This window comes from Microcoleus sp. S1D4 (assembly GCF_036700765.1).
Classification (GTDB): Bacteria; Cyanobacteriota; Cyanobacteriia; order Cyanobacteriales; family Microcoleaceae; genus Microcoleus.
Genome location: NZ_JAUBPP010000011.1, coordinates 87,365 through 113,087, shown reverse-complemented (window position 1 = coordinate 113,087; position 25,723 = coordinate 87,365). Strand labels below are relative to the sequence as shown.

The window sequence follows — 25,723 nt, the reverse complement described above, 5'->3', positions numbered from 1 at the left end:
GGATGTAAGTCCTATGTCCGTCGGAAGAAGGAAGTTCGGCAACGAGCAATGTACGGGATGTAACGGATGTAACGGATGTAACGGATGTAAGTCCGATGTCCGTCGGAAGAAGGAAGAAGGAAGAAGGAAGAAACTACTTGCTTCTTGTTACCAGGCTCTGCCTGGTAACGCAGATAGGCGAGGCTCTACCTCCATCTGGGAAACAGTTACATAAAGCGAGGCAGAGCAAGAGTGATATGGGTTCCTTTCGCTGGAGCATGGGAACCAGTTAAAGTCAACACTACAGGTTTGTAGTGCGGAATAAAGTCGGTTCGTAGTGCGGAATAAAGTCCGTACTACGAACCGTTTTTGTTATATTAGTAGTTCTTTTTTTGTGGAATAAAGTTCATATGTACGAACCGTTTTTGTTATATTAGTCGATCGCGCAAAATCTAACCGTCCAACAAATGTTCGCCACAAGTCACTTTGCTCATTTCTAATTCCCAAAGGGCGGTAAATCTATTAACTGGTTTTTAGAAGGTGGAAGCTGAGCGGAATTTCTACCGGTTGGAGCGGGATTTTGACGAATTTCGATCGCAGTTTCGCCGGGATTTGCAGTGCGAGTAGGTACTATTTCAAGAGAATATGCTGGTGTTTCCATTTTGGTAGTAGGAACAGTTTGTGCTTTCGCCAGCAAGTCAACTGCGTCTCCGAGGGCGGTGGTTAAATTCCTGCTAGTATCGGCGTGACGGGCTTCTTCTTGTTTGAGGGCTTGACTCAATTGTTTAATTTGTTCGATCGCCCGATCGCGCTCTTCGAGAACTTCTGCTAACTTAGCTTTAAGTTCGCCCACTGTTTGCAGTTGTGCGACTTCCTGCTGGCGAGCAATTCCAGCATCTTCGCCTTCGGGCGCAATCGGCGAAAAACTTTGTAACTCTTCTATTTGTGCTTCCAAAGCAGCGATGCTTTGCTGAGTTAATTTAGCATCATTCCGGCGCTGTTCGGCTTCTGTATTGTAAAGCTGTCGCCACTGAGCCGCACTTTCACCGGCATCATCGCGATCGCGCGAAACCTCTGTTAACTGCTGTTGCAGCCGCTTAATTTCATCTAACCACTGTCTGACATCCTGAGCCATATTGTTAATTTTAGATTTTAGATTGAAGAATGGGTAATAGCTTAATTAATTAATTAACGCTCTTGATTTCCAATTGTCGTTAGCGGAGCCCTCGAAGAAGATCGCCCGTACATCCATTTTGCATTTTCACCTTTCCCCTTTCCTGTGCCCTATGAACATTTATTACTGGTTGCGCTACCTGAGTTTAGCTTTGTTTAAGGCGCTTTTAAAGAAGCTTCGAGCCATCACAAAAAAGTTTAGTGATTTTTTAGTGTTTTGTCGGTGTTTGACTTGGGGCACGCTCAGGGAAGTCGGCGCGCAAGCGGGAGAGCAGCGCTTGCCGGGGCTGTCAGCAGAAATGGCCTACAATTCTATACTGGCGCTATTTCCGGGGCTATTGGCGGTGTTGTCGGCGATCGCCCTTTTTGAACCTTTGCAGTCAACACTGTATCAAATCGCCGGTCTTTTGGGGGAAGTCATACCCGATGACATTCGCAATTTGATTCGTGGCGTCATCAAAGAAATTCTGTTAACTCGCAATAAAGGGCTGTTTTCCGTGAGTTTTGTAGTGTCGCTGTGGGCATTTTCTGGAGTCATGAGCGCGGCGATGGCTGCTCTCGATCGCATCCATAAAATCCCTAGCGATCGAACTCGATCTTTTGTGAAAGCGAAACTCATTTCTATAGGTCTGAGTATCGGTACAATTGTGCTGTTAATTATAGCATCGGCAGCCATATTTGTCAGCGACTTAATTGTACAAGCTATTGCCCGCCAGAGTTGCCTGTTGGAGTCCGTCGCCAATTGCAATTTAAAAGATGTCCAAAATTGCTTGCTGCTAGCCAAAAACTGCCCTTTAGAGTCGCAACTATTAGCTGTTTGGGGGCTGTGGCGGTGGCCGATTGCTTTAGGGATTGTATCAGTTGCCTTTGCCTTTGTTTATCGCTACGGGCCCAGCCGCCACCAAGCCGATATTCCGATTTTTTCGGGAGCAGTTTTTGCTGCTATTTTGTGGGCGCTGTTTTCGGCTTTGTTTCGGTTTTATGTTGTGCATTTGAGCAATTTCACTTGGGCTTACGGGACGATCGGCACTTTTATTATGTTGCTGTTGTGGCTCGATCTTTCTTCTTTGGCGATGTTGCTCGGAGCTCAGTTAAACGTGACAGTAGGAAAAGCCATGAAACAATCGATAGGGTATAGGGTATAGGGCATTGGGCAAACAGGGTATAGGGCATTGGGCAAACAGGGCATTGGGCATTGGCCAAACAGGGCATTGGGCATTGGCCAAACAGGGCATTGGGCGGAGCGAAGCGGAGGGATTGGGCATTGCAACCAACAAATAACAAATAACAAATAACAAACAACAAATAACAACAGTCAACAGTCAACAGTCAACAGTCAACAGTCAACAGTCAACAGTGAATTTACTATTCCGATGAAGAGAGAATTTGATATGAGGTATCGATCGATCGTTTTCTCAATCGCTCAATCCCACAATCTAAAGTCTAAAATTTTTAAATCCCCAATCTAAAATCTCAAATCTAAAATCGACTGACTTTTCACCTTTTTGAGAAAGGCAATAAATACCGGATGTCTGGTTATCGGCGCAGTAAAGTGCTGAGGATACCCGTAACAAAAGACAAAAAAATCAGTACCCAAATAACACCGCCGGGAAGGAATGTCAAGAGGCCAACACCTCGGAGAATCCAAACTAACAAAGTTATCCCGAAAACTGTTAAGAAGATGCGGGTTGATAATCGAAGTTGAAATCTTGAGGAATTACTCATGTTGAATCTAAAAATTTTATCTGGATCGATGATAGCTGTTTTGCTGGCGATCGGCAGTTACCTCACCTTCGTGTCGATTCCCGGCGCTGCTGTGGCGCGTGGGGGCGCACATAAGCTGGGGGAAACGGCTAATGCTGCGACAAAACCTTCCTCTACAAGTGTAGCAATTAGCGATCGGGCAATTGGCGAAGCAAAAGTGGGAATGACTTTCCGACAACTGAAACAAGCTCTCGGTTCCACCGCACAGTTTAAGGTAGAGTCTCCTTTTATGGTAGACTTTGATGCAGTGGCGATTAGTCGATCGGGCAAAGTGCAGTATCGGATTATCTACGCTGCCGGTACAAAGCTCAAAGATACCGATGTTATTGAACTTCTGATGACTGACAACCCCAATTATAAAACACTTGAGGGCGTCGGGCCGGCAATGACTTTGAAAAAAGCAGAAGCAATTTACGGCAAGGCTACTTTATCTTATAATGTGGACAATGAAATGAGAGAAGGAGCGGTTTTTGCTAAACAACCGACTCGAAAAATTATGTTTGTTCCCAAAGCTGATGGAAAGCAATTTGCTGGAGTTTACGGTGCTGGCAAAAATGGATTTTATGAGACTAACAAGTATCAGCCGAATGCTGCGATCGAGTCCATGATGGTGCGGAAGTAAATTTAAGCGTCAGATATTAAGATAAGTTGGTGTGGATCTAATTTTCACCATCCTGTTTCTTAAAACCATGAGTGGGGTGGGCTGGAGAGTCTGCCCCAAAAATTAAATTTAAAGGTATTTATTAAGAAGGTTGTTGTCTGTTTGTTGTCGATCGACCTTTTGAGTTCCATTGTACAACAAGTGCGTGAAGCGCAGCTATCCCGTAGGGAATCGACCTTTTGAGTAAATTGTCCAAACGTGCGATCGACTTTTTGAGTAAATTGTCCAAACGTGCGATCGACTTTTTGATTTCCATTGTACAACAAGTGCGTGAAGCGCAGCTATCCCGTAGGGAATCGACTTTTTGAGTTCCATTGTACAACAAGTGCGTGAAGCGCAGCTATCCCGTAGGGAATCGACGTTTCGGCTTGCATCACACATTTAAGTAAAACTACTTACATAAAAAAATTAGACTTACTTAAGCAAGGTTAGAGACGAAGTTGTATTTTGTGCCGCTGTAAAATCACCAATTTTCTAGTCTACCGGATAGAATTTATAATCCTAGGCAACAATTACTTTTGAAGATTGTGTGAAGTCAACGGAGTATATTGTAAATATTCTGTAAACTTAACTTCACTGTACCTACATATAAATACCCGGTTGAGCATAAATTTGGGATTTAATATGAACATCAAAAAGTTCAGTAAAAATACTGATGCTGTACTCTAATAATGTCGATCGCGTGTTTGTAATCGAAATTCAGTCCAGCCGTTAAGTCGTGTAAATAGAACAGTTACAAAGCTTAATGATGTTGTCTATTTTTGATTGAGCTTTTAACTAGATACATTTGTGGCATCGTTATCAATCTTTTCATTTATAATCAGGGGCATCAGGAGGACTTATGAACTACTGGGGACAAGCTTACGGTAAAAACATTACTGCGACAGACGTGATTGCAGACAACCATCTTTTGCTAGCTAGCAATCAGTTTTGTAGCAGTTGCCATCACACAATTAACCCAACTCCCACCATCGATCTGAAGTATGAGTTTGTGGCAGCGACTAAAAAGGAAATTGCCTCTCAACAGCACTTGCCAGAGCGTTTAAAACTGTAATTATCCTATGGTTGTCCCCCGGTAGAATTCAGAATATGCCGTCCAATTATTGGTCAAATTCTTCTTCGTCACATTGGCCTAGTTCTGCGTCGGCTCGAAATGATTGTCAGCCTGTTTTAGGATATTATCGATACACTTTAGTTAAGCAGCCCCGACCTTCTAGCGGTGGCGGTAAATTATTTTAGTTGACGGTAATTGGTGCGGCGGTGTGGTTCTGGTTTGTTCGCTGATTGTCCGGTAATTGAGAGGGCGAGCAATGAGGTATTTTTTCCGGTTTTTATTAACTTTAGTAATGGCGGCGCTCCTGGTAGTAACCTATGGAAGTATACAAGCTGTTGGCAATGAAAATTCACAACTTGAAAATGTAAAAAAGATGGCATCTAGAAAATCTAAACGCAGCAATCAAGTTAAACAAAATGACCTTCAACTGAAAGAAAATAGCCTTCAACTGAAAATGGAATGGCCAAAAATTGTGGCAATATCCATCCCCGAAAACAAGCCCGGTGTCACTGCTGAATTCAGCTTTACTGTCAGCCTTACTAATAATACACCAGCCCCTGTTCCCTTGGCTATAGATTATGATGCTTTAATTCCAGAAATATTCGGACCAGATGGTCAAGCACTGCACCGAAGAGAACCGATAAATAGGCAAATTGGGAACGGAGAATATCATGGCTCGTTAGTTGGGGTCAGACAGCAGATATCCACCTCTATGGAGGGAAGACTGTCTTGGCAAAATAATTTACTTCAACTGATATTACATCGCCCCACCTACGATAAAAGCCCTATTGATATCGATAAAGTTTGGTCTTTTGATACTCTGGGGTCTGGGGAATATCAGGTTCGATTCACTTATGAAACTCCGACGGGGACAATAGTATACACAAATCCCTTTACTGTTTTTAATATTAAAGAACTACTAGATGGAAAAGAAGTGCCTCTAGAGAGAATAGAAGTAACTGGGAGAGGTCAGTTGGTAACTCCCTTCGCTAATTTTCGCCTACTTCAACCTGTGGGATTGAATAACAGCGCCGTGGAAGTAGATGGTATTCGTTTTGAAACTTTCATACCGGAGCAATTGTTAACCCTGCCACATAAGAATGACAATTCCTACCAATCTGTACAGATTGGTATGCGGATTACCAACAACACACCAACCCCATTTTACTTCAGCTTTTATGGCAGTTTTTACCCAGAACTTATAATGCCAGATGGTCAGGTACAGCGAAGAGGCTATGCTACCGACTGGATGAGAGGGCCTGAAGAATCTGACTTTCTGTTAGTCACACCTGGAAAGAGTGTGACATTTTTTCCAGATATCAGCCTCTTCTGGACTAACCATAGCCAATTTTCGCTTGGTATCTCTAGCGGATATGGTGGCCATTGCTCTTTTGACAAACTCAAGCCAGGTATATATCACTTCCGCTTCCAGTATTACAATACGAGTGATACCATACCGAAGAAAAACCTTGCAGGGAATTTGATTGAAAGTCGGCCAATAGAAAAAGTTTGGACTGGGTGGGTGGATACTCCCTTTGTTGAATTCCGCTTAATCGAGCTTTGAATGGCGAATCACTATTTCTTTTTGTTTGATTTGCCCAATAGGTGAAAAAAATGCAATTCAGAAAACTTTTCTTCGTATTATCAACTAGCTCCATTATCATGCTTTTCGGGCAATCTAGTAGTGCGTTTACTCTCAGACAGAATGCAGGAATACTCATATCTAAATCTAAGTTGCCCAATGGAACAGGCTATACTTCTTTAATTGCACTAGATCCCGATGGGCCTATTAACTTAAATAAGGCTAACCTCTTCGTTAGCGAGATAAAACGAGGAGGTACAAACAGCTTAGCTTCCTAGACACTCTCAGAACAACTTACAACGTAGCAACAGGTTGGACTTTTAAGAAAGGAAAGAATTTAAAAGGGAGTTTTAATGTAAGGCTTCAGTACCCATGCGGTATTGACACCGATTGTGGTTTGGGGACTAAAGTAACTCCAACAAGTAAGCAGAATCCACTGACCCAAAAGCTGGGGGGAATTGGCTCTACAATTAGTTTGAATTACGTTCCCCTAAAAGGAAGCAAAAGACAGCCGGATCCTAAGAATAGCCAAAATTTATATTGGATTCAGCGGGTTACCACTAACTACCCGTATGGAATTGGAAGTGTCGGTAATACGATAAGCTATATTGACAACATTCGTAATGGTAGCAATAATTTCACTCCATACTATGGTTCTGGTAATTTCATACAGCCAAATGGTTTATTTGAAGATCGCCCTTATCGACCCAGTAATATCATAAATTTAACTCAAGATTATTTCTGGACTGCGGAACTTTACCTCGCTCAATCGAATCCATACAAGGCACAAGAAATCACGATTTATAACGGAGTCAAATGGGGTTGGGTGTACAAATATGTTCCTGATAAAAATAAAAAACCCGTACCTGTTCCCGTTCCAAAGCCAACTCCGACTCCAGTTCCATTTCTAATTCCAAATCCAATTCCAAATCCATTTCCACCAATTCCAAATCTAAATCCACCTCAACGTGCACTTTGTCCACCAGGTTTCTCTCCTAAAAGCGGTAGCACGATTATCGCCAGCAGTAGCAGCGGTGGCGGTGGCATTGGTTGTGTGGCATCATCATCACCATCACCATCACCATCACCATCACCAACACCAACACCATCGCCTACTCCCATCCCCAGCCCGCGTCCAGCGCCGAGTCCGCGTCCAGCACCGAGTCCGCGTCCAGCACCGAGTCCCCGTCCAGCACCGAGTCCGCGTCCAGCACCGAGTCCGCGTCCAGCACCGAGTCCGCGTCCAGCACCGAGTCCGCGTCCAGCACCGAGTCCCAGGGGTGGCGGTCGTCCGATTCGGGCGGTTCCCGCTTCTTCTCTCAGAAGCGCTAATGCCCTTACCTTACCCCAGACGCCACTTTTAAAAAATGCTGCCAAAGGTAACAATAACTATGCCACCGATTACGTGGACGTAGCTAGCGTCAGCCGCGACTTACTTGTCAGTCCTGAACTATCATCAACTGCCAACAACTATGCAGATGTAAACGTAGCTAGCATCAGTGGCGAACTACTAGAAAATCCTGAACTATCATCAACTCCTAGCAGCGAAAAGAAGGTAGATTTAACTGAGGTCAGCAGCAATCTACTTCTTGATTCAGAACTATCATCAACAGACAACGAAAACCAAGTAGATTTAGCAAGCATCAGCGGCGACCTACTGGAAGACCCAGAACTATCATCAACCGACAGTAACGAAAACCAAATTGATTTAGCCAGCATCAGTGGCGACTTACTGGAAGACCCAGAATTATCATCAACTGACAGTAACGAAAATGAACTTGATTTAGCAGGCATCAGCGGCGACTTACTTGAATACCCAGGACTAGCCTCAGAGGATAACAACTCCCTAGCCTCCAAAACTAAAAACCCTGACGACGACGCCCTCCCCGCCGAAGCCGTTCCTGAACCAACCACCGGATTAGGCACTCTCTTGGCACTCAGCGGATTAGGTCTACTTCTCAAGCTCAAAAACAGGAAAACCAAAGAGTAATGAAAACGCTCTACACCATCCTGTATGCCCTCAGCATCATCCTCATCAACCCCTGGGGAACTACCCGCGGCCTCATCTGGACATCGCCCAAAGTATTGATTATTTGGCTAATAATTTCCCTCAACATCGCCCTTTTATTATCCCAAAAAAAATCCCTCACGATTCCCCAAAACTGGAAAAATAGCTTCATACTTTGGACGATATTTCTCTCAATAGGAGCCATCTCTACCCTGCACAGTCCCTTTCCTTTAACATCTTTTTTCGGTCAAGACCAAATGGGCGACGGTTGGCTTTACTGGCTGTTAATCGCCGCCTTCACTCTCAGCAACAGTTTGCTTCTAATCGCACGCCCGCAAATGATCAATTCCCAATTCCAAGGATTGCTAATTGGTGGCATCATCCTTTCTCTGAGTATCTTTCCTCAAATTATTGACTGGCGGATTGACTACACCGCTACAATGGGCAGACTAATCAGAGAAGATGTTCTAGCCAGCAGCATTTTTCAAGGACAGCAACCTATAGGATTGTACTCCCATCGCGGACACGCATCCATAGTTTTAGTGTTGACGGCGATTACTGCGATTGTCGGTTGGTTTTGGAGATTTACCTCTACTAAATTAACTGTAATTACTTTGATTTTAACTGTTCCGGCACTGCTGCTAACTTCTACCCGCAGTGCAATTGTAGCTTTGATTGTTGCCAGTGCTTATTTGCTCGATCGCCCTTATTACAAAATTCTCACCGGTATAGCCCTGATGGGAGCCCTCGCTGTGGGCATCATGACCGTCAACCGACCCCTCAACTGGCAAAAACCGAGCATCGAACAAGTCATGTCCAGCCGTTCCCCGATGTGGGAACTTGCAGCTAGAGGCATCAAAAAGCGCCCGTTATTTGGATGGGGATTCGACGGATTAGGGATTGCCTATCCCTATATCAGGAATCCTCAAGTAACTCCTATAGTTGTCAACTTGAACGAGTTTACCTACGACTATATTAACATAAAAGCTGAAATTAGCACCAGAGAAATTCCTACTTATAAAGCTCACAATTTGATTTTGGATACAACGGTTTCAGTTGGTGTTTTGGGACTGATTGTTGGCATCGCACTTTGGGGATATTATTTATATTTAGCGCTCCAATGCTCGATTGGTGGGATGGCAGCAGTTGCTATTGCTTATCTGGTTTTCGCTGTGACTTGGTTCGACTGCGCTCAATACGCATATATGGTATGGTGGACGCTCAGTTTTGCTGGAGTTAAACATTTTTGTTCTCAAGGTAGTGAGAAAAGAAGATTAGACTTCTTGCCTAAGTGTTTGCTGGATTGAGAAGCCGCAGATGTCAGGCAGATAAACACAGATAAACGCAGATGTTTGAATAATTTGAAAGCGATTGAGTGCAAGATATCTAGTCAGGATAAAGCCGCCAGAAAGCTCGTAATATTTAGGGTAAAATGCGCCCCTAGCACCGGATGAGGTGAGTTTGGGCGCAAGTTTTGTTAGTGTTTTTTAGGATTTTTGGGAAAAGGAATGTTCAAACTTTCGTGAAAAAGAAGCTGAGTTTTATAGGTTAAGCGGCGGTTAACTTGTTTGATGATTTTTTCCAAAAGCGCATCGCCGGTTTTTTCTATTAATGGTTGAGACATCGATCGAATAAACTTAGGGAAGCAAACCCCCACGGCCAAATCCAGCTTCCACGCGGCACTGGTAATCGCAGGCGGTAGCTTCGCGCGTTCCGACGCGGGCCAATCGGCGGCAAATTCGTCAGACGGTATCTCTACTAGGTTCATTGCCGATCGAAAATCCACTTCATATCCGGGCGCGGTATAGTTCGGAACCGGGATTGTCTTAATCAAATAGCAGCCTTCAGCGTCCGGCGGCAGCAACTCTAAACCGATTCTCGCTTCAACTCGGTAGCCGAAAGCCCCAAAACGCCCGATTAATAGATCGTAGCCGTTTTCGCCGATCGGCTCAGCTTTCATCGGCCAAGCGCACTGACAAAACCAACTCTTGTGATTGTTCAAATGCTCAGCCACCGTAGCAGCATCGGCGTACATCTCCATGCTGTCTTCAAAATGGGCGTGAAACCAAATCGGCTCAACTTCCTCTGCTGCATCCGCACTTCCACTTTCGGGCTGTCGGAAACTCGCATCTGGGTAGCAATTTTCGTCAGAAGCTTCAACAGTAGTTTGATATTCAGCGGAATCCTGCTTCATAATATGCTCTCCTGTAATACACGCCAATCGATCGGCTTGGGGATGCGGTAAGGAAGTTTCCTCCCTACAATTGGGAAATAGATTGCAACAAAATTTACCCAAGAACAGCATAACCTGACTTATGAAAGCATTTGTAGCAGGAGCCACAGGCCAGACTGGCCGCCGAATTGTCACAGAATTGGTCAAGCGAGGCATTCCCGTGCGCGCTTTAGTCCGAAATTTGGAGACGGCTAGACAGATTTTACCACCGGAGGCTGAGTTAGTGACAGGGGATGTATTAAATGCGACTTCTCTGCGCGACGCGATCGGCGATAGTACGGTGTTGCTGTGCGCGACGGGGGCGGCCCCTGGTTTTGACCCGACAGGGCCTTACAAGGTGGATTTTGAAGGTACTAAAAATTTGGTGGAGGCCGCTAAGGCTCAGGGAATTGAGCATTTTGTGCTGGTGACTTCTCTGTGCGTTTCTCAGTTTTTTCACCCGCTAAATCTGTTTTGGCTGATTCTGGTGTGGAAAAAACAGGCGGAGGAGTATTTGCAAAAAAGCGGCTTGACTTATACGATCGTCCGACCGGGCGGTCTCAAAAATGAGGATAATTCAGATGCGATCGTCATGAGCAGTGCGGATACACTGTTTGAGAACAGCATTCCTCGCACTAAGGTAGCTCAAGTCTGCGTGGAGGCGCTGTTTGAGCCGACTTCTCGCAACAAGATTGTGGAAATTGTGGCGAAGCCGGATGCCCCACAAAAGAGTTTTGAGGAGTTGTTTGCCGGTGTGGTTTGATTGAATTAAGCTTGTTTGGGTTCGGTGCGTCAGGCAAAAACAACTATTCGAGTTGAGTCAAAAATTTGGGCTGGCGCACCCTGCATCTGTGGAGTCAATCTCAAATCTTCAGTGCCCCGATCGAAAATTGAGGCTTCGCACCCTGCAGCAATTTTTCGATCGCCAAATCTGACAAAATCTTAATAGTTTTATCATCCGCCGTTGAAATTTCCCTCTCCCAGCATGAAAACTCTCAAGTGGCCAGCTTGGTTCCCCTATCCGATTTCGTGGTTAAGGGCATTTGCTCTCGCCCAGAGTTTTAGTTTTATCCTTCGCAGGGGCATTCCTTTCGCTAGCGATGAAATTGGCTTTCTGACTTTGTTGTTGGCGGCTTGGCTGATTCAGTTACCTTTATTCTTTGTCGCTCACTTTTTCGCCGTCAAAATCTTAAATCCGTTACTAATTATGCTACCTGGCCCCAAGGGGAAAGGGCGCAAGTTCAAGCGCGGGCTTACTGGTATGCGATCGCACTTGCGAGAAGGCTTGAATGCTGTTGTAGTGCTTTTTTTTGCGTTTAATCTGGCGCTGTTGGTGCAACTGGCGATTTTTTATTGGCCCGCGCGCGCGATCGATCCGGCTAAGTTACTCGCAGGAATCTCTACTCTGACAAATGTGGCTATCGCCGGTGAATTCGATTTCTGGCTGGTCAAATTGGCGGGGGTTTTATGGAGTTTAACGCTGTTCGCTGCGCCGCTATATCAATACGATTTTCGGGTGCGCCGGAGGCGGCTGGCGAGAAAATTAGCCGAAATTGCGGACATGGAAATGACTTTGCTGGAAGCCCAGAAATGGGGTCGTCGCCAAACTGGTTTGTTGAGGCGATCGGAAATTCAAATCCTGGGATTTCTACTTTTAATCGGGGCTGCGATCGGCGGCAGTGTTTTTTTTGTTGCCAATTTGCCGCGAAATTTGCCGTTTTCGCAGTCAGCAAGTGATGTCAGGAAATCGCCGCCGCTGGCTATGAAAACTGGCGATCCTTACATTCGAGCTTTGATGCGAACTATTTCTGCTAGCGAATCAAATGTTTCTCGGCCTTATCACGTTGTTTACGGCGGCAAATATGTATTGGATTTGAGCCGTCATCCTGACTGGTGCGTGAGAATTGTTAACGGCCCGAATCGAGGTAAGTGTACTACGGCGGCGGGCAGATATCAATTTTTGACTACGACTTGGAAGGAGAAGGCGAAGCGCTATCACGCCCGTCGCGCTAATTTTTTATTCTGGGAAGATTACAGTTTTGAACCGGAATATCAGGATGCTGTGGTTTATGCTTGGTTGAGCGATCGCAAGTTTTGGAAAGCTGATATTTCACAGATGTTGCGGCAGGACAGATTAACTGATGTTTTGCGGATGCTTTCGGGAACTTGGACGAGTTTGGGATATGGAATTGAGAACAATTCTATGAGTTCGAGTTTGCCAAAAATTTACAAAAAAATGCTGCGGGAAGAATTGGAAAATGCTAGTTCTTAGGTTACATTGACTGGTTCATAATTTTTTTAACTCCGGTAAAAATGCGGTCAGACATTTGTATAATTCTAATCCCGGCCCAGCTTGTAGTGGATAAAGCCGATCGAAATTAATCGGGTTTCCCGGTGCTAATTTCCACTCGGTTTTCTGTGCTGTTTTCGGCGAAATATCGATCGCTACCGTGATGTTCATAATGCTGTTGTGCTGCGGGATTCCCCGAAAACAGTAGCTTTTTCCGGTGCGTTTGTCGGAGTCGCTACCGGTGATGTATTTATCTCGTTTGCGAAATTGGATTTCTCGAAAAGGTCGATCGAGCGCAAATGAGTCTCGGTAGCGATAGTCTCCATCGGGCAATTTTTGGATGTCGGGCCTGATTTGAGCTATAACGGTGGCTGCACTGAGAGTTAGCATCATTTATCTGAGTTTTTTTTGCGAAATCAGCGATTTTGGTTCCTGCTGTGGCGCTGCGGGCGATCGGCTGAAATAACGGCAGCCTGTAACAAATTAATAAGAGTTGTTATGCAGTTTAACTCGATCCCTGCCTATCGTGAATAATTATTTCACGGTTTCATCTCGATTAAGAATTTGCGTAACAATAGAAATATTGAGCAAGCCATGAGAAATCTCACGGGCGCATATCTAGAGATTAATTGAGGATGCTGCTATGTTGGGCCTGACGCGAAAAACTCAAAATTTAGGGCGGCTGGAAACAGAAAATTTGGAACAGGGAGGCGGTGTCGCCTCTGGCTGTAAAAGTATCAGCTATGCGCGATCGCGAGTTTACAAAGATGAGGCTTTGGTATCTGCTTCGCTGGCGGGACTGCCGGCTCTGTTGGCATCCTTGGAAAGCTTTCGCGAGTAGAGTTTGATCACTTTGATTGTTAAAAATCTGGAGTTGGCTGAGTTAAACTATTGCCACACTCCGGCAAAAATATTCTTGACTGCGATCGCAATTCGACTTAAATCTTCTTTCAGCAGCGGGGGCCAAGAAACTCCTTTGCCGAGTCCGGCTTCAAATTGCTGCAAACTTTCTACTGAGAGTAAATGCAGTGCCGAGATTAATTGCCGATCGAGCATGGGAGATTCTTGCAGGCCCTCAAACAATATTTTTAAAGCTAATAAAATCGATGTCACCTGTCCGGGTACCGGTGGCTGACCTTGTTTGAGGCGCATCAGGAAGGCATCGGGATTTTTTTTAGTTTCGAGGGCGCTTCCTTGGTCGATCAGAAAACTGCGGGCTGTTTTGTAATCCATTGGATGTGCGATCGATCTCCTGCAATTAATTAGCTGGCATTATATCATCTTTTGTCGCCCTCAACTGGGTAATATAGCAGACAGAAGAAAAAAAGCAACTCGTTAAGCGCGCATTGTCATGTACCGTACAGCTACTTGTGACACCGCATTTTCATCGGCCGCACAGCTTTCGGAAGGTGCGCCGCAGCGTACCCTACAGCTACGGTTGGTAGTTATGAATAAGTTTTATAGAACGGAAAAATAAAACAATGGCAAAACGGCAGGGAAATAGTAGAAAATCCAAAATTTATCGCTACTTATGGCCGCTGTGTTTGTGTCTGAGCTTCCTGTTAGTTCCACTCCTTCCCAAAATATCTGCAGAAACGCCATTTCCGCCGCCCGCTCCTCTTGCAAATAATGCTAATTTTGGGGCCAGAATTCAAAGAACGATGGGGTTACTTGCTGCCAGCACTCCCACAGAACGCCGCCAAGTACGCATCCTATTTTACGGTCAATCCATCACTCAGCAAGATTGGTGGAAAGATGTCGCAAAGGATTTGAAACAGCGATTTCCCTATGCAGATTTGATTGTGGAAAATCGGGCAATCGGAGGATTTGCCGCGCCGATTTTGATCCGTCCCAGCGAACACGATTTGTATCCTTTTTATCCAGATTTGCTAATTTTTCACGTCTACGGAGGTGATGAGGATTACGAAGCGATAATTGCCAATGTCCGCAGCCGCACCGCTAGCGAAATACTCTTGCATTCAGACCATATAAATTGGTTGCCCGCAGGTAACAGTAGCGATAATCCAGATGAAGTCAAAGGATATGAATGGCACAATACTCATTCTACAAAATGGCTGCCAGAATTGGCAGATAAATACGGCTGCGAAATTGCGGAAATTCGCGAACCTTGGCGCAGGTATTTGCAAGACAATCGCTTGCAACCAAAACAGCTATTGAGGGACGACATTCACCTCAACGAGTGGGGAAATTTTCTGCTAGCTGCTTTGATCAAACCGCACCTGCGATATAACCCAACTTCTCCTCAAGCGCCGCCGGAGTTAGTCAAAACCTATACAGTTGGTACTGATGTTAAATGGCAAGATGGCAAGTTGGTTTTAGAGTTTGAAGGAAATCGGATAGATGCGATCGCCGATAAAACCTTCAACGGCGGCGCGATTTCTGCTAAAATTGCGATCGACGGCAAAAAACCCTCAGAATTTCCCGAACTTTACACCATCACCAGACCAAGCGCTAGTCTGGGAGTCGGTTGGCCCGCAATTCTCCAAATATCCAGTCAAAAACCGCTAATCGTCGAAGATTGGAAAGCAGTAATTACCGAAATTAACAGCGACTCCAGCAAGTTTAAATTTAACGTTATAGGTTCCAAAACAGGTTACGACGGCAGCGGTACAAACGACAAAATGTTCGTTTCAAAATCTAGCCGCATCGCCATTGAACCGAGAGACTGGTGGCTGCAAAATGCCTACGAATACTCGAAAAAGCCTACACCAAAAGGCTTTGAGATTACGTGGCAAGTTAAGCCGATGTTTGTAGATTCATACATTCCGCCACAAATTGCAGATTCCAACCGCGAATATCCTACCACATTAGCTCAGAATTTAAGCAACTCCAAACACATCCTTGAAATCATTCCTGAAACAGAAGGCACAGTTCCCATTCAAGCAATTCGAGTCTATCGCCCTCCTTATATTCCTGATATTCCTGCGCCATGAAGAAAAAGTAAAATCCTTACTATGAACTTAATTTCTGTGGTTATTTCTTCAACCCACGCACCATCCGGGTTTTGTTTCTATAGTCGCGGTTTCAACCGCCGAGTCTTATACCAACAATTACCCGCTTCTCGTAATTCCCAACTCGTGAAACATCAACAGCGATAAAAAGAAATCCGCCACAAAAATAAACACCCAAGAAGTCACCACCGCAGCCGTTGCAGCTTGACCTACCCCTTTCCCACCGCCCGCCGTTGTCAACCCCCAACCGCAACCGACAAGGGCAATAATCAACCCAAAAATAAAACTCTTAATCGCCACAGTTACTAAATCCCAAGGCCCCAAAAAAGTCCGCACCGATTCCAAAAATACCGACGGTTCCAACTCGTAAAAAAAAGCCGCCACAAACAGCCCGCCCAAAATCCCCACCGCTACCGCAAAAATTGTTAAAATCGGCAGCATTATGCAGCAAGCTATCACCCTCGGCACTACTAAATAATCAACTGGATTTGTTCTCAACATATACAGGGCATCTATTTGTTCCGTCACCTGCATTTCTCCAATCTCCGCAGCAAAAGCCGAACCTACTTGTCCCGCCACCACGCCCGCCGTTAAAACCGGTGCTAATTCCCGGCAAAATGCCAGAGCAAAAGCACCTCCCACCGCCCCAATCGCCCCAAACCGAATCAATTCTCTGGCCGATTGAACGGTAAAAATCATGCCCGCAAAAAAGGCTATTAGCAGCACTGAACGCAAAGAATCCAGGCCTACTGTTACTAAATGTTCCATGATTTTGCGGCGGTCAATTTTGCATTGGAGTATCCGCAGCAGCACTTGGCCGCCCAGGAACAGCGTCACTAAAAACCGCTGAAACCACCTGTTATTGAAGGTTTCATCTAAATGTCGATCGCGCTTTTCTTGGTACTTTTTAACCAATTACTGACAGCTCGCGATTAATTACAAACAGGGCCAAGCATTGCTAAATAGAGACTTAGCCAATTCTACAGCAATTACTGCGCGATTTGTCAACATATTTTTAGTCTGCCAGCCTTGCCGTTGGTAGGTTATACCATTTTAAATTTTAGATTGAGACTGATTGGTTTTGTGGTCATCATCAGTTTTTCCCAATTATCCAATCTCAAGTCTCAAATCCAAAATCTAAAATTTGATGTCTACTCGGCAAGCAACAAGTCGATAAACTTATCCAAATCTTCGTTATGCTTTTCGGCTTGCTCCTTGCCAATTCTCACCAAATCCAATATCTTCTCTTCCGAAGCATCATCAATCCGCAGCGGTGGTTCGTGGTTCAAATCAGGAGTAATTCTCAAATATTGATTTGGTCTTTCAATCGCATCATAAATTTGGAGCAATTGATAATTTACAGTTTCAGCAACTCCTGTCATCATAATATTAATCAAAGGCTCAACCCACTCAATTTGACCCCAATTTTTCACTTCTTCGTAGGGATATTTTTTCTGAGCTTCTCCCGTCCCCAAAGATAAAATGACCATATCTTTTGCTGTCGGGCCTCTCTCTGGGCGATCGTCGGAAAATGTGAATTTATTTCTCACTTCCGCATAGGCGCAAAGTGCCGGATTGTTTGCGAATACTCCCCCGTCAATTAAAGCGTAGCATTCGTTTGTCAAAGAGTAAATTTTGGGAATTTCAAAGTAAGTGGGAGCGGCCGATGTGGCTCTGGCAACATCTCTGATAAAATAGTCAGCTTCGGGATGTTCTTTCGCATCCATTTGGTTGAAAAAATTAGCTTTTCTTCTTTCCACGTCGTAACTGGAAATTAAACAAGGTTTCAGCAGTTGGCTGAGTTGGCAATCACTAAAGTTTTTCCGAAAGAATTCTTCTAACGGAGGGCTGGGATATTTCTCATCTATCAAACCGTCTATAGAGCGAAATTTTTGCCAAAATGAACTTTTAAAAACGTCGCGACCGCTGTTGATAGAAAAATTAACAGCGTCTAGTGCAGACCACCGAGGTCTGCTGGGATTTTTGGGATCGGGAAATAAATAGATGCAAGTTAAAATTCCTCCCGCACTCGTGCCGGCGATTAAATCGAAATAGTCAGCTATTCTCGCATCTGGGTTGCCGCTTTTCTGTTGCAGCTTTGACTCGATGCTAACTGCAACTTGCGCCGGGATAATTCCTCTGATTCCGCCTCCGTCTATGGATAAAACTCTGTTATATTTAGACATGATTGTTGTTTCCTTTTTTGGATATTTGCTTGTTGGCTACACTTTTGAAATCAAAAGTGTTTGATACGATACTTAGCGGTAAGGTACACCCGAAACACCCTAGATATATTAGATTTTACGTTTAGGAATTTCCTAAATTCATATCTAATATTTCAAATCTAAATTTAATTGGCGGGCTGCGATCGTGTATCGAAAAATGTACTCTACAATTTCTACGTAATTGTAGGCGGCGGCTGGCGAGTCTGCCCAGACTGTGATGCCGTGATCGCGAATTAATAAAGCTGGTACAGAGGGTGCACAAATGGCAAAGTATTCGCAGATTTCCTTGGCTATCTTAGGCACTTCTAAATAATTTGCAAATAGGGGTATCGCCACTTGGGGGTTTTCCTCCCACACGCCCAAACCTTTGAGCATTTCGATCGCGGGTAAAGGCACTGCATCGCCTTCGGTTAGCCGAGAAACTAAATTTGCTTCGATGGAGTGGACGTGATAGCAAGCTTTAGCGTCTGGAAAACTATTGTAAACGGCTAAATGAATGCTGGTTTCGGCGGAAGGGCGACTGTCGGGAACAGGCTGTTCGACGATCGCACCCTCGGAGCTCATTCTGATAAAATCTACTTCAGTCAACTGCCCTTTCGCACGACCACTCGCAGTAATCCAAAAACTACCATCTGGTAAGCGGGCCGAAAGATTGCCAGCAGTCCCCACCATCCAACCGCGATCGTAAAAATGTTTGGCTGCTGCAATTAAATCCGGTCTCAAATCGCCACTCATTCTTTGCAAATCCTCAGTTTTTTGTCCAGCTTTTACGTTAATCAGAATTGCGCTACTCTATTTAAATGTATGGTGCACAATGTGCACCTTACCAATACACATACCGCAGAGTGAGGTACGAAGAAAGTAATTCACAATTCCCTTCTACGAACAGGAAACACCAATGCCCCATGCCCTGTTTGGCCCATGCCCAAGAGAATCTAATTCACCTGAGAAAGGCTATAATTTCAACTCCATTTCTGGGACAAATTTTCCAACACGTCAAAAAAATTATCCCATTTAGTATAAGGCTTTTGCTGTTCGTCTAGATACTCGGCCAGCCGATCGCGCGCAAACACAGACGAAGCCTGCAAAGCCATATTAAAATCCGTCAGCGAATCTCCAATTGCCACCTGTTCCTTTGCAGGGTGACGGCGCATTACCCGCACCTTAGACACCAATTCTGCATCTCCTTCAAACTCAGCATTTACTTGCAAGCGAGGGCCGCTAGCGTCCAATTCCACAGCGTACAGGGCGATCGCCCGGTGTGCCAAATCACCCATAACCGCCTCTACCATAATCCGTAAACCGCCGGAAACGATCGCAAAAGGCACCTGTTTCTCGTCCAAAAAATCCAGCAATTCCACCAATCCCGGCCGCATCAGCTTTCCCCTAGAAAATTCCACAATTTCCCCGTAATGTTCCGAAGAAATAGACTCTAGTAACTGCCGCACACCCGATCGCAAACTCAGCCTTCTTGCGTACATTTCCGGCATTAGTTGAGACGATAATTCCGGTGCAAAATGCTTCAGCATTGCCACAAAAGTTTCTTCAACAGTTATCGTGCCGTCAAAATCGCAGAATACCACCCGTTGCTGATTGTTCGGAATTGGAGAATTTTGCTTGTCATCAGTCATTGTCAGTCGCACCTTTGGAGAACGGGAAAAGTTTACACAATTCATCGTACACCGAAGGAGTCATTGGGCATTAGTCAATAGTCAATAGTCATTAGTCATTAGTCATTGGTTATTGGTTATTGGTTACTTGCTACGAATTCCCAATTTCCACTTCTCAATTCCCAATAACAACTAACAGTCAACAGTCAACAGTCAACAGTCATTGGTCATCAGGAAGAAGGCTCGCTTCGGCTTCCTTCGGCTACACTCTACCAGTTGTTCTTCGGGTAAAAAGAGACAATAATAGAAATAGAAGAAGGAAGAAACAAGAGGGAAGAAAGCCTTGAATTTTCGTCGCAAAATAACGCTTTATTTTAGATCCAAAGCAGAAGCAATCGACGGCACCGGCGTGCAATGCGAGAAAAACTTCCCGCCGTCTGGTGCGGTTGATATAATAGCTAAACGCTGTTTGCTGACATTGGCCCGGAAGATTTTATCAAGAATCTTCGAGTTCGTCTTCGATATCATCTTCGATATCATCTTCGATATCATCTTCGATATCATCTTCGATATCGTCTTCGATATCGTCTTCGAGGAATGCTTCTACATCCTGCTTTTGATTTTTACTTTTTTGGGGATTAGCCTTAGTCGGCAAACAAATTAAATTGTCATCCTCAGTATTAATTAAACCTTTCGATCGCAACTTGCCCATCAGTCGCGTCACAGTCACCCGCGTCGAGCCGATAGCGCTGCCAATTTGAGCGTGAGTCAATACCCAAGGCAGCCTGTAGCCCCGAACCACATCCGGTTCTGCCTCACTTACGTAAGGTTCGCCGAACTCTTCGATCAACAAAGTGAGAAAACCCAGCAGTCGGTCGATCGTCCGGCGCTGTCCCAAAGTGCTCAGCCAGAGGAGTTTCCGCTGGTGCTGGTAGCGAAACGCATCCAAAATTTCCCGGCGAAAGTGAGGCCAATTATCCAAATCGTGCCAATACATCCACACTACGTGAGTTTGATCGGCATGAGCGAAAGCTTGGAGAGTAAACGGAGACTGAGCAACCAGTTCAAAAGGTTGACCCGCGCCGACGAAGCCCAAAAAAGCTTCTTCTGTAGTTTTGCGAGCGGATTTTAGCCCCGGCTTCGCCCCGACGCTAACTTGAGCGCTACCTACGAGCCGCACAGCACCTTTCTGGACTAAATAAAGCAGTCCGGGTCTGGCGGGAATCTTTTCGTCTTTGCTAAAAGTCCGGCAGCGGTAGTGTTCCTGGGCCCAGTCGATAATTCGCTGCCAAGTGATAAAAGGTCGATCGATCGTATCTACAGGTGTGGAAGTTGATTGCATAAGTGAGGCTCTGGGATATATTTAATTAGTTAGAAAAACAGCTTCTGCCAGCATTCTGATACAAAGTGAGACAACCAACCCCCGATCGAACTTGCACGCTTCTTAACAGTGCTGATTATTTTCAGTTTTACCTAAAATTCAATGTAGCAAAAAATACATGAAAATGGTAGAGTTCAGCAAAGAGTTTCACGTAAATTATTGTTATGTAGCCCAAAAATCGCTCCAATGTCGATTAATTGGATGTAGCCGGTCAGGGCGAGCCGATCGCTCATCTGTAATATCAGCAGTTTAACGTACAACAACAGCGCCAGCGGTAACACTCAGAGAGTAATTTTTACCTAATGATGGGGCGATATGGATACACCAAATATGGAGCAGTGCCCCGAAGTTACAGTGAAGTGTTTTTTGCTCTCTCAGTTCCGTGGCGCGATCGCCCAACAGGAGACACTGGCACAAATTCCGTTAAATCGGGGTAAAGATAGCGCCGGGGTGCTGTACGTCTCTGCGATCGCCCTGAAATTGGCTAAAACTCGGCAACAGACACCGCAGGCGATCGCCGCCGAGTTGGTCGAAACTCTCAAACCGCTGTGCGAGCCAGATTTTGCCGTTAAAGTCGCACCGGGGGGCATAATTGAGCTGGAGCTGACTGATGCAGGTTTAGCCCTCTGGTTGCAGCGTTTAGCTCAAAATTCCCTCCCAGATCCCGAATCTCGCATATTATCTCCTGTTGTGTCAGGCGATCGGCTGTTTCCCATTCAATACAGCCACGCCCGCTGCTGTTCCCTGTTGCGAATGGCCCACCGCGATCGCCTAATTTCGATCGCACAGCCCGATGTCCGTACAGCACCACAAATTTGGTCGCTAGCGCAGCCAAATCCCATACCCTGGCTCAACAGCAGCCAGCAACTGCGGTTAGTACATTCGGGCGATCGTACTTTAATTTCGCAACTAATCACAGCCCTAGACAATTTATCTCCAGTTTTTGGGAATAATTGCATTCAACAAAAACCAGTCAATTATCTCAAAACAGCTAATAATTTGAGCCAAGCATTTCAAATTTTTTACAGCCAATGTCGGATTTGGGGCGAAGTTAAAACAGAAACACCAAAACTCGCCCAAGCCAGACTGGGTTTAGTATTAGCAACTCAATCCTTGCTGCGGTTTATCCTAGAAAAATTATTGAGGGCCACTGCTCTCGTAGAACTTTGATTGCAGTCACACAATGTTGTATCAGAATAATAACTAATACCAAATCCGAGCTTTCTAACTCTTGTATCTTCTGACTTTTCTATTTCCTCTTCTCTTCGTGTTCTAGCGGTGATATCGTTTCCGCTTGCATCGTCAGGTGATTTAACCGCAGAGTACACAGAGTACACAGAGTCCGAGAATATATATCTGAATCATTCCGATGCTACCGGATTTGATATGACGCGCGGCTTCGCCTAAAGCGTCTTCGCGGTTCCATCATAAAGGGGTATGTTACCTAGATTTAGTATTAGTTGTCAGTTGTCAGTTGCTAGTTGCTAGTTGTTATAGCAAATCCGGGTTTTGTATCCCCTTTACGAACCAGTGGCATCCGGCCGACATCGTTTGTATAGACGCGGTTTCAACCGCCGAATCATCTACTCTTTTTCAATTTTGGCGATCGGCAGCCTTACCGTAAACGTACTCCCGACACCCTCTTCACTGCTCAACACAATTTCGCCACCTTGCAAATCCACGCATTTTTTAACAATGCTCAGCCCCAGTCCAGTCCCAGGAATTATACCCACATTTGTCGCGCGGTAAAACGAATCAAACAGCCGTTCTTGGTCTGCCAAAGGTATGCCAATTCCGGCATCTTGTACCGAAAAGATTACCTCAACCTCAGTAACTTTTAATTCAAAAACTACTTGAGTATTTGGAGGAGAATATTTAATAGCATTTGATAGCAAATTGCTGAGAATGCACCGCAGCAAACTTTCCTCCAAACAAGCCATCGCCGATTGACTGTGATTCACAAAAACCAGCGTCACCGGCTCAGTTTGGGGCTTCAACTTCAGGCTGTTCTGAAATTCCGCTACCAACTCATCACAAAACTTTGTTAAGTCTAGCGGTAGCAAGCAAAACGCAATTTTTCCCGACTCAGAGCGGTCTAGCAGCAAAACATCATCTAATAACCGATCGATGCTTTTTGCTGCTGCTTGAGTTTTGTCTAGCATTTCTTGTGTTTTCTCATCTGTTAATGTCGATTTGTATTTAGTAAGAACTTGCGTAGTGCCGAGGATGAAGTTCAAAGGATTGCGAACGTCGTGAGCAATCATGTGCAGCAAAGATGTTTTCATCTCGTTGAGTTCTTGGGCTGTTTGCAGAGTGCGGTCGAGTTGGTCGTGAGACAATTTGAGAGTTAAAGACAACTGGCGCGATCGCAGCAAAATTTCCACCCGCGCTTGCAATTCTATTTTCTCGACCGGAGCAATAATTAAATCATCAATAGTTTGCCAAATAAATTGCGTTGCCATCTTTACATCCGAGCGAGATGTAATCAAAAGAAAAGGCAAACATAGGGGGTGTTCTGCCTGTTTTTTGGCAGCTACCCATTGCCAGTGGCTTTTCAGAGCCTGACCGTCAATTACCCCCAAATCAAAAGATTGATTTAACCCTAAAAAATCGTCAATATTTTCTTGTGAGTTTGGCAGCAATATTTCATAGTAAACTGCCAGCCATTCTAATAACAAGCGGCGATTTTCTTTTTGTTCTACAAGCAATAAAATTCGACTCACGCAGATTCTCCTAGCAAGCTGTGAACAACGGATAGCAAATCTCTAACGATCAAAGGTTTTACCAATATACTCCGAGCACCGCGGGAGAAGCTTTCGTGCCCAATGGCCGCGCTTTGTTTGGGCGAAAGTATCAGAAAAGGGATTTCGTGATTTCGCAATTGTTCGCAGCATTCCCAAATCTGGCTATCGAAACCAGAAATATCTACTAAAGCCATCCCGATTTTAGCAGGCTGACCGATCGCTCGCGCCACATCTTCCAAGCTAGAAGCCGCCAGCATCTGGTATCCTTCTTTGTTAAGAAATTGTGCTAAAAGCTGCAAGTTTCGCTGATTGCGGTCAACTGCTAAAATTATTGAATTGCCAGTCATCTGTCAGCTTCCTCGGAATAAGGCTGATGCCGTAGGAGATTTTATATTTAAGTTAGCGTCTGGGTACTTCAGGAAAAATCCCTCTCAATCAACAAGGCCGTCTATCAACTTAATGCCTAAATTTTCGACCGCCAAACAGCCGATTGAGATCGACCCAGAACCCTTTCAACCCCGATTCAATCTTCATCCACTTCCCCCTCAACCCACACCGGCGCAGAGCTCAAAATGCCGCGCAGCCCCCGTATCGGCTTGCTGACTTTGATGCCGTAGCGAGTAATATCGAGTTCTCGCAGAGTTTTCTCGAAATTGCTGACTCGTTTTTTAATTACTCCGATCGCCTTGCGGATTTCTGTTCTATTATGCAGTTGGCGTTCCAGATAGCGGATAAACAGAATATTATCAGCCAAATAGCTAATCCCGATCTCGGTCATCCGAAAATCTCCACCAATCCCTTCTACCTCATTAATCAAAATGACCGTCACTCCCATATTCTTGAGATACTTGCACAAAGCGTGCAAATTGTTCACCAAATTTTGCCCCCGCATCGAAAGTTGATAGCCAGAAACACTGTCAATCATCACAATCCGCGTCTTTTCCTGCTCCACTTCTCGGCGTACCATACAGGCAAACTGATCCGGCGAGTAGAGCAAAGGTTCCACGGGTATCACCGAAAGACTTCCCCCCGCCATCATCGCCCCAACCGGGATGTTAACGGATTCGCAGCGGTGCAGCAGAGTAGAAATTGACTCCTCAAAAATGTAAACTACCGATCGCTCCCCCCTTCCCGCCGCCTCCTTCATAAACTGAATTCCCACCGTCGTTTTACCCGCACCGCTAGGCCCAGTAATCACCGTCACAGTCCCCCGTTCCAGTCCCCCGTGCAACAGTTCGTCCATTTCAGGAACCCCAGCAGAAATCGGTTCAGCCACAAAATCCTGTTGATAGTTGTCCGGCAGCAGTCGCGGAAATACCTCCATACCAGTCTGAGTCAGGCGCAGCGAATGGCGGCCGTTGCGGAAGTTGGAACCGCGCAGCTTAGTGACAGACAGAGTGCGCCCTTCACTCAGCAGTTCCAAATAAATTACTCCGTCGCTGATGAATTGCAAATCGTCGTCGGGAGCACTTGACGTGCCTTCTGAGGTGAACACCACCGTCGCCCCCCCTTCCACCAAAAACCGCAGAAAAGACAAAACTTGCTTGCGAAACTGAAACTCATCCGCAGCTAAATAGCGAAATTGAGTAATCGCATCCAAAAATACCCGAGTAGGCTTGACAGCTTGGACTCGTTCGATAATCTTTTGTGTAGTGGGTTCTCGCTCTACCTCCGACGGGGAGAAAATGTCGTAGGTTTGAACTTCTGTAAAAAATTCCGAGGAGGGACTCAAATCGAGGAAAGCCATCGCTTCGATATCAAAACCGAGAGTTTCGGCATTGGCGCGCAATTGCGCTTCCGGTTCTCCTAAAGTAATAAACAGGGACTTTTCACCCACAGCAATACCTGCGGTCAAAAAGTGCAAGCCCAGCGTAGTTTTGCCGGTGCCAGGGCCGCCCCGCACCAGATAAGAGCGCTGAGCAATCAGCCCGCCGTCAATCACTTCGTTGAGACCGGTAATTCCTACAGAAAGTCGGTTTTGAGACATTGGTTGGTTCATGTTTTGAATATCGGGCCCGTATTAATATTTAATGGTTTTAGGCAGTGTTGTAATTATTTTTTTACCGGG

General features: G+C 45.2%; 27 protein-coding genes. 12 read left to right on the top strand and 15 right to left on the bottom strand.

Annotated features, from left to right (window positions below; translation table 11 throughout):
• Positions 1-13: 13 nt before the first annotated feature.
• Positions 14-214: a hypothetical protein gene (locus QT998_RS13800; protein WP_333114923.1), complete on the top strand. Its 201-nt coding sequence runs from the start codon at positions 14-16 to the stop codon at positions 212-214.
• Positions 215-475: 261 nt separating this feature from the next.
• Here the strand turns inward: QT998_RS13800 and QT998_RS13795 are convergent, their stop codons facing one another.
• The gene (locus QT998_RS13795; RefSeq protein WP_333114925.1) at positions 476-1,114 is read right to left on the bottom strand and encodes a hypothetical protein; all 639 of its coding nucleotides are present in this window, start codon (positions 1,112-1,114) and stop codon (positions 476-478) included.
• Between the two features lie 151 nt (positions 1,115-1,265).
• Here QT998_RS13795 and QT998_RS13790 point away from each other — a divergent pair, with 151 nt between their 5' ends.
• Together QT998_RS13790 and QT998_RS13785 are read left to right on the top strand one after the other, a co-directional pair.
• Positions 1,266-2,297, top strand: coding sequence for a YihY/virulence factor BrkB family protein (locus tag QT998_RS13790; RefSeq protein WP_333114927.1), 1,032 nt, complete (start codon positions 1,266-1,268; stop codon positions 2,295-2,297).
• A 578-nt stretch (positions 2,298-2,875) separates the two neighbouring features.
• A complete protein-coding gene (locus QT998_RS13785) occupies positions 2,876-3,538 on the top strand; it encodes a hypothetical protein (RefSeq protein ID WP_333114929.1) in 663 nt (220 codons plus the stop codon).
• A gap of 121 nt (positions 3,539-3,659) precedes the next feature.
• Here QT998_RS13785 and QT998_RS13780 read toward each other — a convergent pair whose 3' ends face one another.
• The gene (locus QT998_RS13780) at positions 3,660-3,833 is read right to left on the bottom strand and encodes a hypothetical protein (RefSeq protein ID WP_333114930.1); all 174 of its coding nucleotides are present in this window, start codon (positions 3,831-3,833) and stop codon (positions 3,660-3,662) included.
• Between the two features lie 585 nt (positions 3,834-4,418).
• Between QT998_RS13780 and QT998_RS13775 the strand changes: the two genes are divergently transcribed.
• Both QT998_RS13775 and QT998_RS13770 read left to right on the top strand, forming a co-directional pair.
• Entirely contained in the window at positions 4,419-4,631 is a 213-nt protein-coding gene (locus tag QT998_RS13775; RefSeq protein ID WP_333114932.1) for a hypothetical protein, read from the top strand.
• 256 nt (positions 4,632-4,887) lie between these two features.
• Positions 4,888-6,195: a hypothetical protein gene (locus tag QT998_RS13770; protein WP_333114934.1), complete on the top strand. Its 1,308-nt coding sequence runs from the start codon at positions 4,888-4,890 to the stop codon at positions 6,193-6,195.
• Between the two features lie 830 nt (positions 6,196-7,025).
• Here the strand turns inward: QT998_RS13770 and QT998_RS13765 are convergent.
• Complete coding sequence (locus QT998_RS13765) at positions 7,026-7,196, bottom strand: hypothetical protein (protein WP_333114936.1); 171 nt, start codon at positions 7,194-7,196, stop codon at positions 7,026-7,028.
• Entirely contained in the window at positions 7,177-7,590 is a 414-nt protein-coding gene (locus QT998_RS13760; protein ID WP_333090653.1) for a hypothetical protein, read from the bottom strand. The genes QT998_RS13765 and QT998_RS13760 overlap by 20 nt, the downstream gene beginning before the upstream one ends.
• A 28-nt stretch (positions 7,591-7,618) precedes the next feature.
• On the opposite strand from QT998_RS13760, the gene QT998_RS13755 reads away from it, so the two are divergent.
• Positions 7,619-8,203 carry a PEP-CTERM sorting domain-containing protein gene (locus QT998_RS13755; RefSeq protein WP_333114938.1) on the top strand — a complete coding sequence of 195 codons (585 nt, stop codon included), beginning with the start codon at positions 7,619-7,621 and terminating at the stop codon, positions 8,201-8,203.
• Positions 8,203-9,528, top strand: coding sequence for an O-antigen ligase family protein (locus QT998_RS13750; protein ID WP_333114939.1), 1,326 nt, complete (start codon positions 8,203-8,205; stop codon positions 9,526-9,528). The genes QT998_RS13755 and QT998_RS13750 overlap by 1 nt, the downstream gene beginning before the upstream one ends.
• A 170-nt stretch (positions 9,529-9,698) precedes the next feature.
• Here the strand turns inward: QT998_RS13750 and QT998_RS13745 are convergent, their stop codons facing one another.
• A complete protein-coding gene (locus QT998_RS13745; protein WP_333114941.1) occupies positions 9,699-10,415 on the bottom strand; it encodes a DUF1997 domain-containing protein in 717 nt (238 codons plus the stop codon).
• Between the two features lie 121 nt (positions 10,416-10,536).
• Here QT998_RS13745 and QT998_RS13740 point away from each other — a divergent pair, with 121 nt between their 5' ends.
• Both QT998_RS13740 and QT998_RS27500 read left to right on the top strand, forming a co-directional pair.
• Complete coding sequence (locus tag QT998_RS13740; protein ID WP_194067395.1) at positions 10,537-11,196, top strand: NAD(P)H-binding protein; 660 nt, start codon at positions 10,537-10,539, stop codon at positions 11,194-11,196.
• 798 nt (positions 11,197-11,994) lie between these two features.
• Entirely contained in the window at positions 11,995-12,705 is a 711-nt protein-coding gene (locus tag QT998_RS27500) for a glycoside hydrolase family 24 protein (protein ID WP_442921555.1), read from the top strand.
• Between the two features lie 15 nt (positions 12,706-12,720).
• On the opposite strand, the gene QT998_RS13730 is transcribed toward QT998_RS27500, so the two are convergent.
• Positions 12,721-13,116: a hypothetical protein gene (locus QT998_RS13730; protein ID WP_333090663.1), complete on the bottom strand. Its 396-nt coding sequence runs from the start codon at positions 13,114-13,116 to the stop codon at positions 12,721-12,723.
• A gap of 250 nt (positions 13,117-13,366) precedes the next feature.
• On the opposite strand from QT998_RS13730, the gene QT998_RS13725 reads away from it, so the two are divergent.
• Entirely contained in the window at positions 13,367-13,564 is a 198-nt protein-coding gene (locus QT998_RS13725) for a hypothetical protein (RefSeq protein ID WP_333090665.1), read from the top strand.
• A gap of 47 nt (positions 13,565-13,611) precedes the next feature.
• On the opposite strand, the gene QT998_RS13720 is transcribed toward QT998_RS13725, so the two are convergent.
• Positions 13,612-13,956, bottom strand: coding sequence for a Dethiobiotin synthetase (locus tag QT998_RS13720; RefSeq protein ID WP_333090667.1), 345 nt, complete (start codon positions 13,954-13,956; stop codon positions 13,612-13,614).
• A gap of 248 nt (positions 13,957-14,204) precedes the next feature.
• On the opposite strand from QT998_RS13720, the gene QT998_RS13715 reads away from it, so the two are divergent.
• A complete protein-coding gene (locus QT998_RS13715) occupies positions 14,205-15,677 on the top strand; it encodes an SGNH/GDSL hydrolase family protein (RefSeq protein WP_333218052.1) in 1,473 nt (490 codons plus the stop codon).
• A 117-nt stretch (positions 15,678-15,794) separates the two neighbouring features.
• Here QT998_RS13715 and QT998_RS13710 read toward each other — a convergent pair whose 3' ends face one another.
• The 5 genes from QT998_RS13710 to QT998_RS13690 form a co-directional block, all read right to left on the bottom strand.
• On the bottom strand, positions 15,795-16,610 hold the full coding sequence (locus tag QT998_RS13710; RefSeq protein WP_333090670.1) for an MlaE family lipid ABC transporter permease subunit: 816 nt from the start codon (positions 16,608-16,610) through the stop codon (positions 15,795-15,797).
• Between the two features lie 236 nt (positions 16,611-16,846).
• Entirely contained in the window at positions 16,847-17,881 is a 1,035-nt protein-coding gene (locus QT998_RS13705) for a patatin-like phospholipase family protein (RefSeq protein ID WP_333090671.1), read from the bottom strand.
• Between the two features lie 144 nt (positions 17,882-18,025).
• Entirely contained in the window at positions 18,026-18,655 is a 630-nt protein-coding gene (gene mtnB / locus QT998_RS13700) for a methylthioribulose 1-phosphate dehydratase (protein ID WP_194067388.1), read from the bottom strand.
• A gap of 227 nt (positions 18,656-18,882) precedes the next feature.
• Positions 18,883-19,551: an HAD-IB family phosphatase gene (locus tag QT998_RS13695; RefSeq protein WP_333090672.1), complete on the bottom strand. Its 669-nt coding sequence runs from the start codon at positions 19,549-19,551 to the stop codon at positions 18,883-18,885.
• Positions 19,552-20,026: 475 nt separating this feature from the next.
• Positions 20,027-20,872: a Crp/Fnr family transcriptional regulator gene (locus QT998_RS13690; protein WP_442921971.1), complete on the bottom strand. Its 846-nt coding sequence runs from the start codon at positions 20,870-20,872 to the stop codon at positions 20,027-20,029.
• A 354-nt stretch (positions 20,873-21,226) separates the two neighbouring features.
• Between QT998_RS13690 and QT998_RS13685 the strand changes: the two genes are divergently transcribed.
• On the top strand, positions 21,227-22,081 hold the full coding sequence (locus QT998_RS13685; RefSeq protein WP_333114945.1) for a DALR anticodon-binding domain-containing protein: 855 nt from the start codon (positions 21,227-21,229) through the stop codon (positions 22,079-22,081).
• A 413-nt stretch (positions 22,082-22,494) separates the two neighbouring features.
• On the opposite strand, the gene QT998_RS13680 is transcribed toward QT998_RS13685, so the two are convergent.
• The 3 genes from QT998_RS13680 to QT998_RS13670 form a co-directional block, all read right to left on the bottom strand.
• The gene (locus QT998_RS13680; protein ID WP_333114947.1) at positions 22,495-23,634 is read right to left on the bottom strand and encodes an ATP-binding response regulator; all 1,140 of its coding nucleotides are present in this window, start codon (positions 23,632-23,634) and stop codon (positions 22,495-22,497) included.
• Complete coding sequence (locus QT998_RS13675; protein WP_333114949.1) at positions 23,631-24,002, bottom strand: response regulator; 372 nt, start codon at positions 24,000-24,002, stop codon at positions 23,631-23,633. Before QT998_RS13675 ends, QT998_RS13680 begins: the two co-directional genes overlap by 4 nt.
• A gap of 176 nt (positions 24,003-24,178) precedes the next feature.
• A complete protein-coding gene (locus tag QT998_RS13670; RefSeq protein ID WP_333218051.1) occupies positions 24,179-25,654 on the bottom strand; it encodes an ATPase domain-containing protein in 1,476 nt (491 codons plus the stop codon).
• Positions 25,655-25,723 lie beyond the last annotated feature (69 nt).

Bases quoted from the DNA above. Each gene is read 5' to 3' on its own strand.
- QT998_RS13800 (WP_333114923.1), top strand. From the start codon at position 14: ATGTCCGTCGGAAGAAGGAAGTTCGGCAACGAGCAATGTACGGGATGT.
- QT998_RS13795 (WP_333114925.1), bottom strand. From the start codon at position 1,114: ATGGCTCAGGATGTCAGACAGTGGTTAGATGAAATTAAGCGGCTGCAA.
- QT998_RS13790 (WP_333114927.1), top strand. From the start codon at position 1,266: ATGAACATTTATTACTGGTTGCGCTACCTGAGTTTAGCTTTGTTTAAG.
- QT998_RS13785 (WP_333114929.1), top strand. From the start codon at position 2,876: ATGTTGAATCTAAAAATTTTATCTGGATCGATGATAGCTGTTTTGCTG.
- QT998_RS13780 (WP_333114930.1), bottom strand. From the start codon at position 3,833: ATGGAAATCAAAAAGTCGATCGCACGTTTGGACAATTTACTCAAAAAG.
- QT998_RS13775 (WP_333114932.1), top strand. From the start codon at position 4,419: ATGAACTACTGGGGACAAGCTTACGGTAAAAACATTACTGCGACAGAC.
- QT998_RS13770 (WP_333114934.1), top strand. From the start codon at position 4,888: ATGAGGTATTTTTTCCGGTTTTTATTAACTTTAGTAATGGCGGCGCTC.
- QT998_RS13750 (WP_333114939.1), top strand. From the start codon at position 8,203: ATGAAAACGCTCTACACCATCCTGTATGCCCTCAGCATCATCCTCATC.
- QT998_RS13745 (WP_333114941.1), bottom strand. From the start codon at position 10,415: ATGAAGCAGGATTCCGCTGAATATCAAACTACTGTTGAAGCTTCTGAC.
- QT998_RS13740 (WP_194067395.1), top strand. From the start codon at position 10,537: ATGAAAGCATTTGTAGCAGGAGCCACAGGCCAGACTGGCCGCCGAATT.
- QT998_RS27500 (WP_442921555.1), top strand. From the start codon at position 11,995: ATGGAAATGACTTTGCTGGAAGCCCAGAAATGGGGTCGTCGCCAAACT.
- QT998_RS13730 (WP_333090663.1), bottom strand. From the start codon at position 13,116: ATGATGCTAACTCTCAGTGCAGCCACCGTTATAGCTCAAATCAGGCCC.
- QT998_RS13725 (WP_333090665.1), top strand. From the start codon at position 13,367: ATGTTGGGCCTGACGCGAAAAACTCAAAATTTAGGGCGGCTGGAAACA.
- QT998_RS13720 (WP_333090667.1), bottom strand. From the start codon at position 13,956: ATGGATTACAAAACAGCCCGCAGTTTTCTGATCGACCAAGGAAGCGCC.
- QT998_RS13715 (WP_333218052.1), top strand. From the start codon at position 14,205: ATGGCAAAACGGCAGGGAAATAGTAGAAAATCCAAAATTTATCGCTAC.
- QT998_RS13705 (WP_333090671.1), bottom strand. From the start codon at position 17,881: ATGTCTAAATATAACAGAGTTTTATCCATAGACGGAGGCGGAATCAGA.
- mtnB (WP_194067388.1), bottom strand. From the start codon at position 18,655: ATGAGTGGCGATTTGAGACCGGATTTAATTGCAGCAGCCAAACATTTT.
- QT998_RS13695 (WP_333090672.1), bottom strand. From the start codon at position 19,551: ATGACTGATGACAAGCAAAATTCTCCAATTCCGAACAATCAGCAACGG.
- QT998_RS13690 (WP_442921971.1), bottom strand. From the start codon at position 20,872: ATGCAATCAACTTCCACACCTGTAGATACGATCGATCGACCTTTTATC.
- QT998_RS13685 (WP_333114945.1), top strand. From the start codon at position 21,227: ATGGATACACCAAATATGGAGCAGTGCCCCGAAGTTACAGTGAAGTGT.
- QT998_RS13675 (WP_333114949.1), bottom strand. From the start codon at position 24,002: ATGACTGGCAATTCAATAATTTTAGCAGTTGACCGCAATCAGCGAAAC.
- QT998_RS13670 (WP_333218051.1), bottom strand. From the start codon at position 25,654: ATGAACCAACCAATGTCTCAAAACCGACTTTCTGTAGGAATTACCGGT.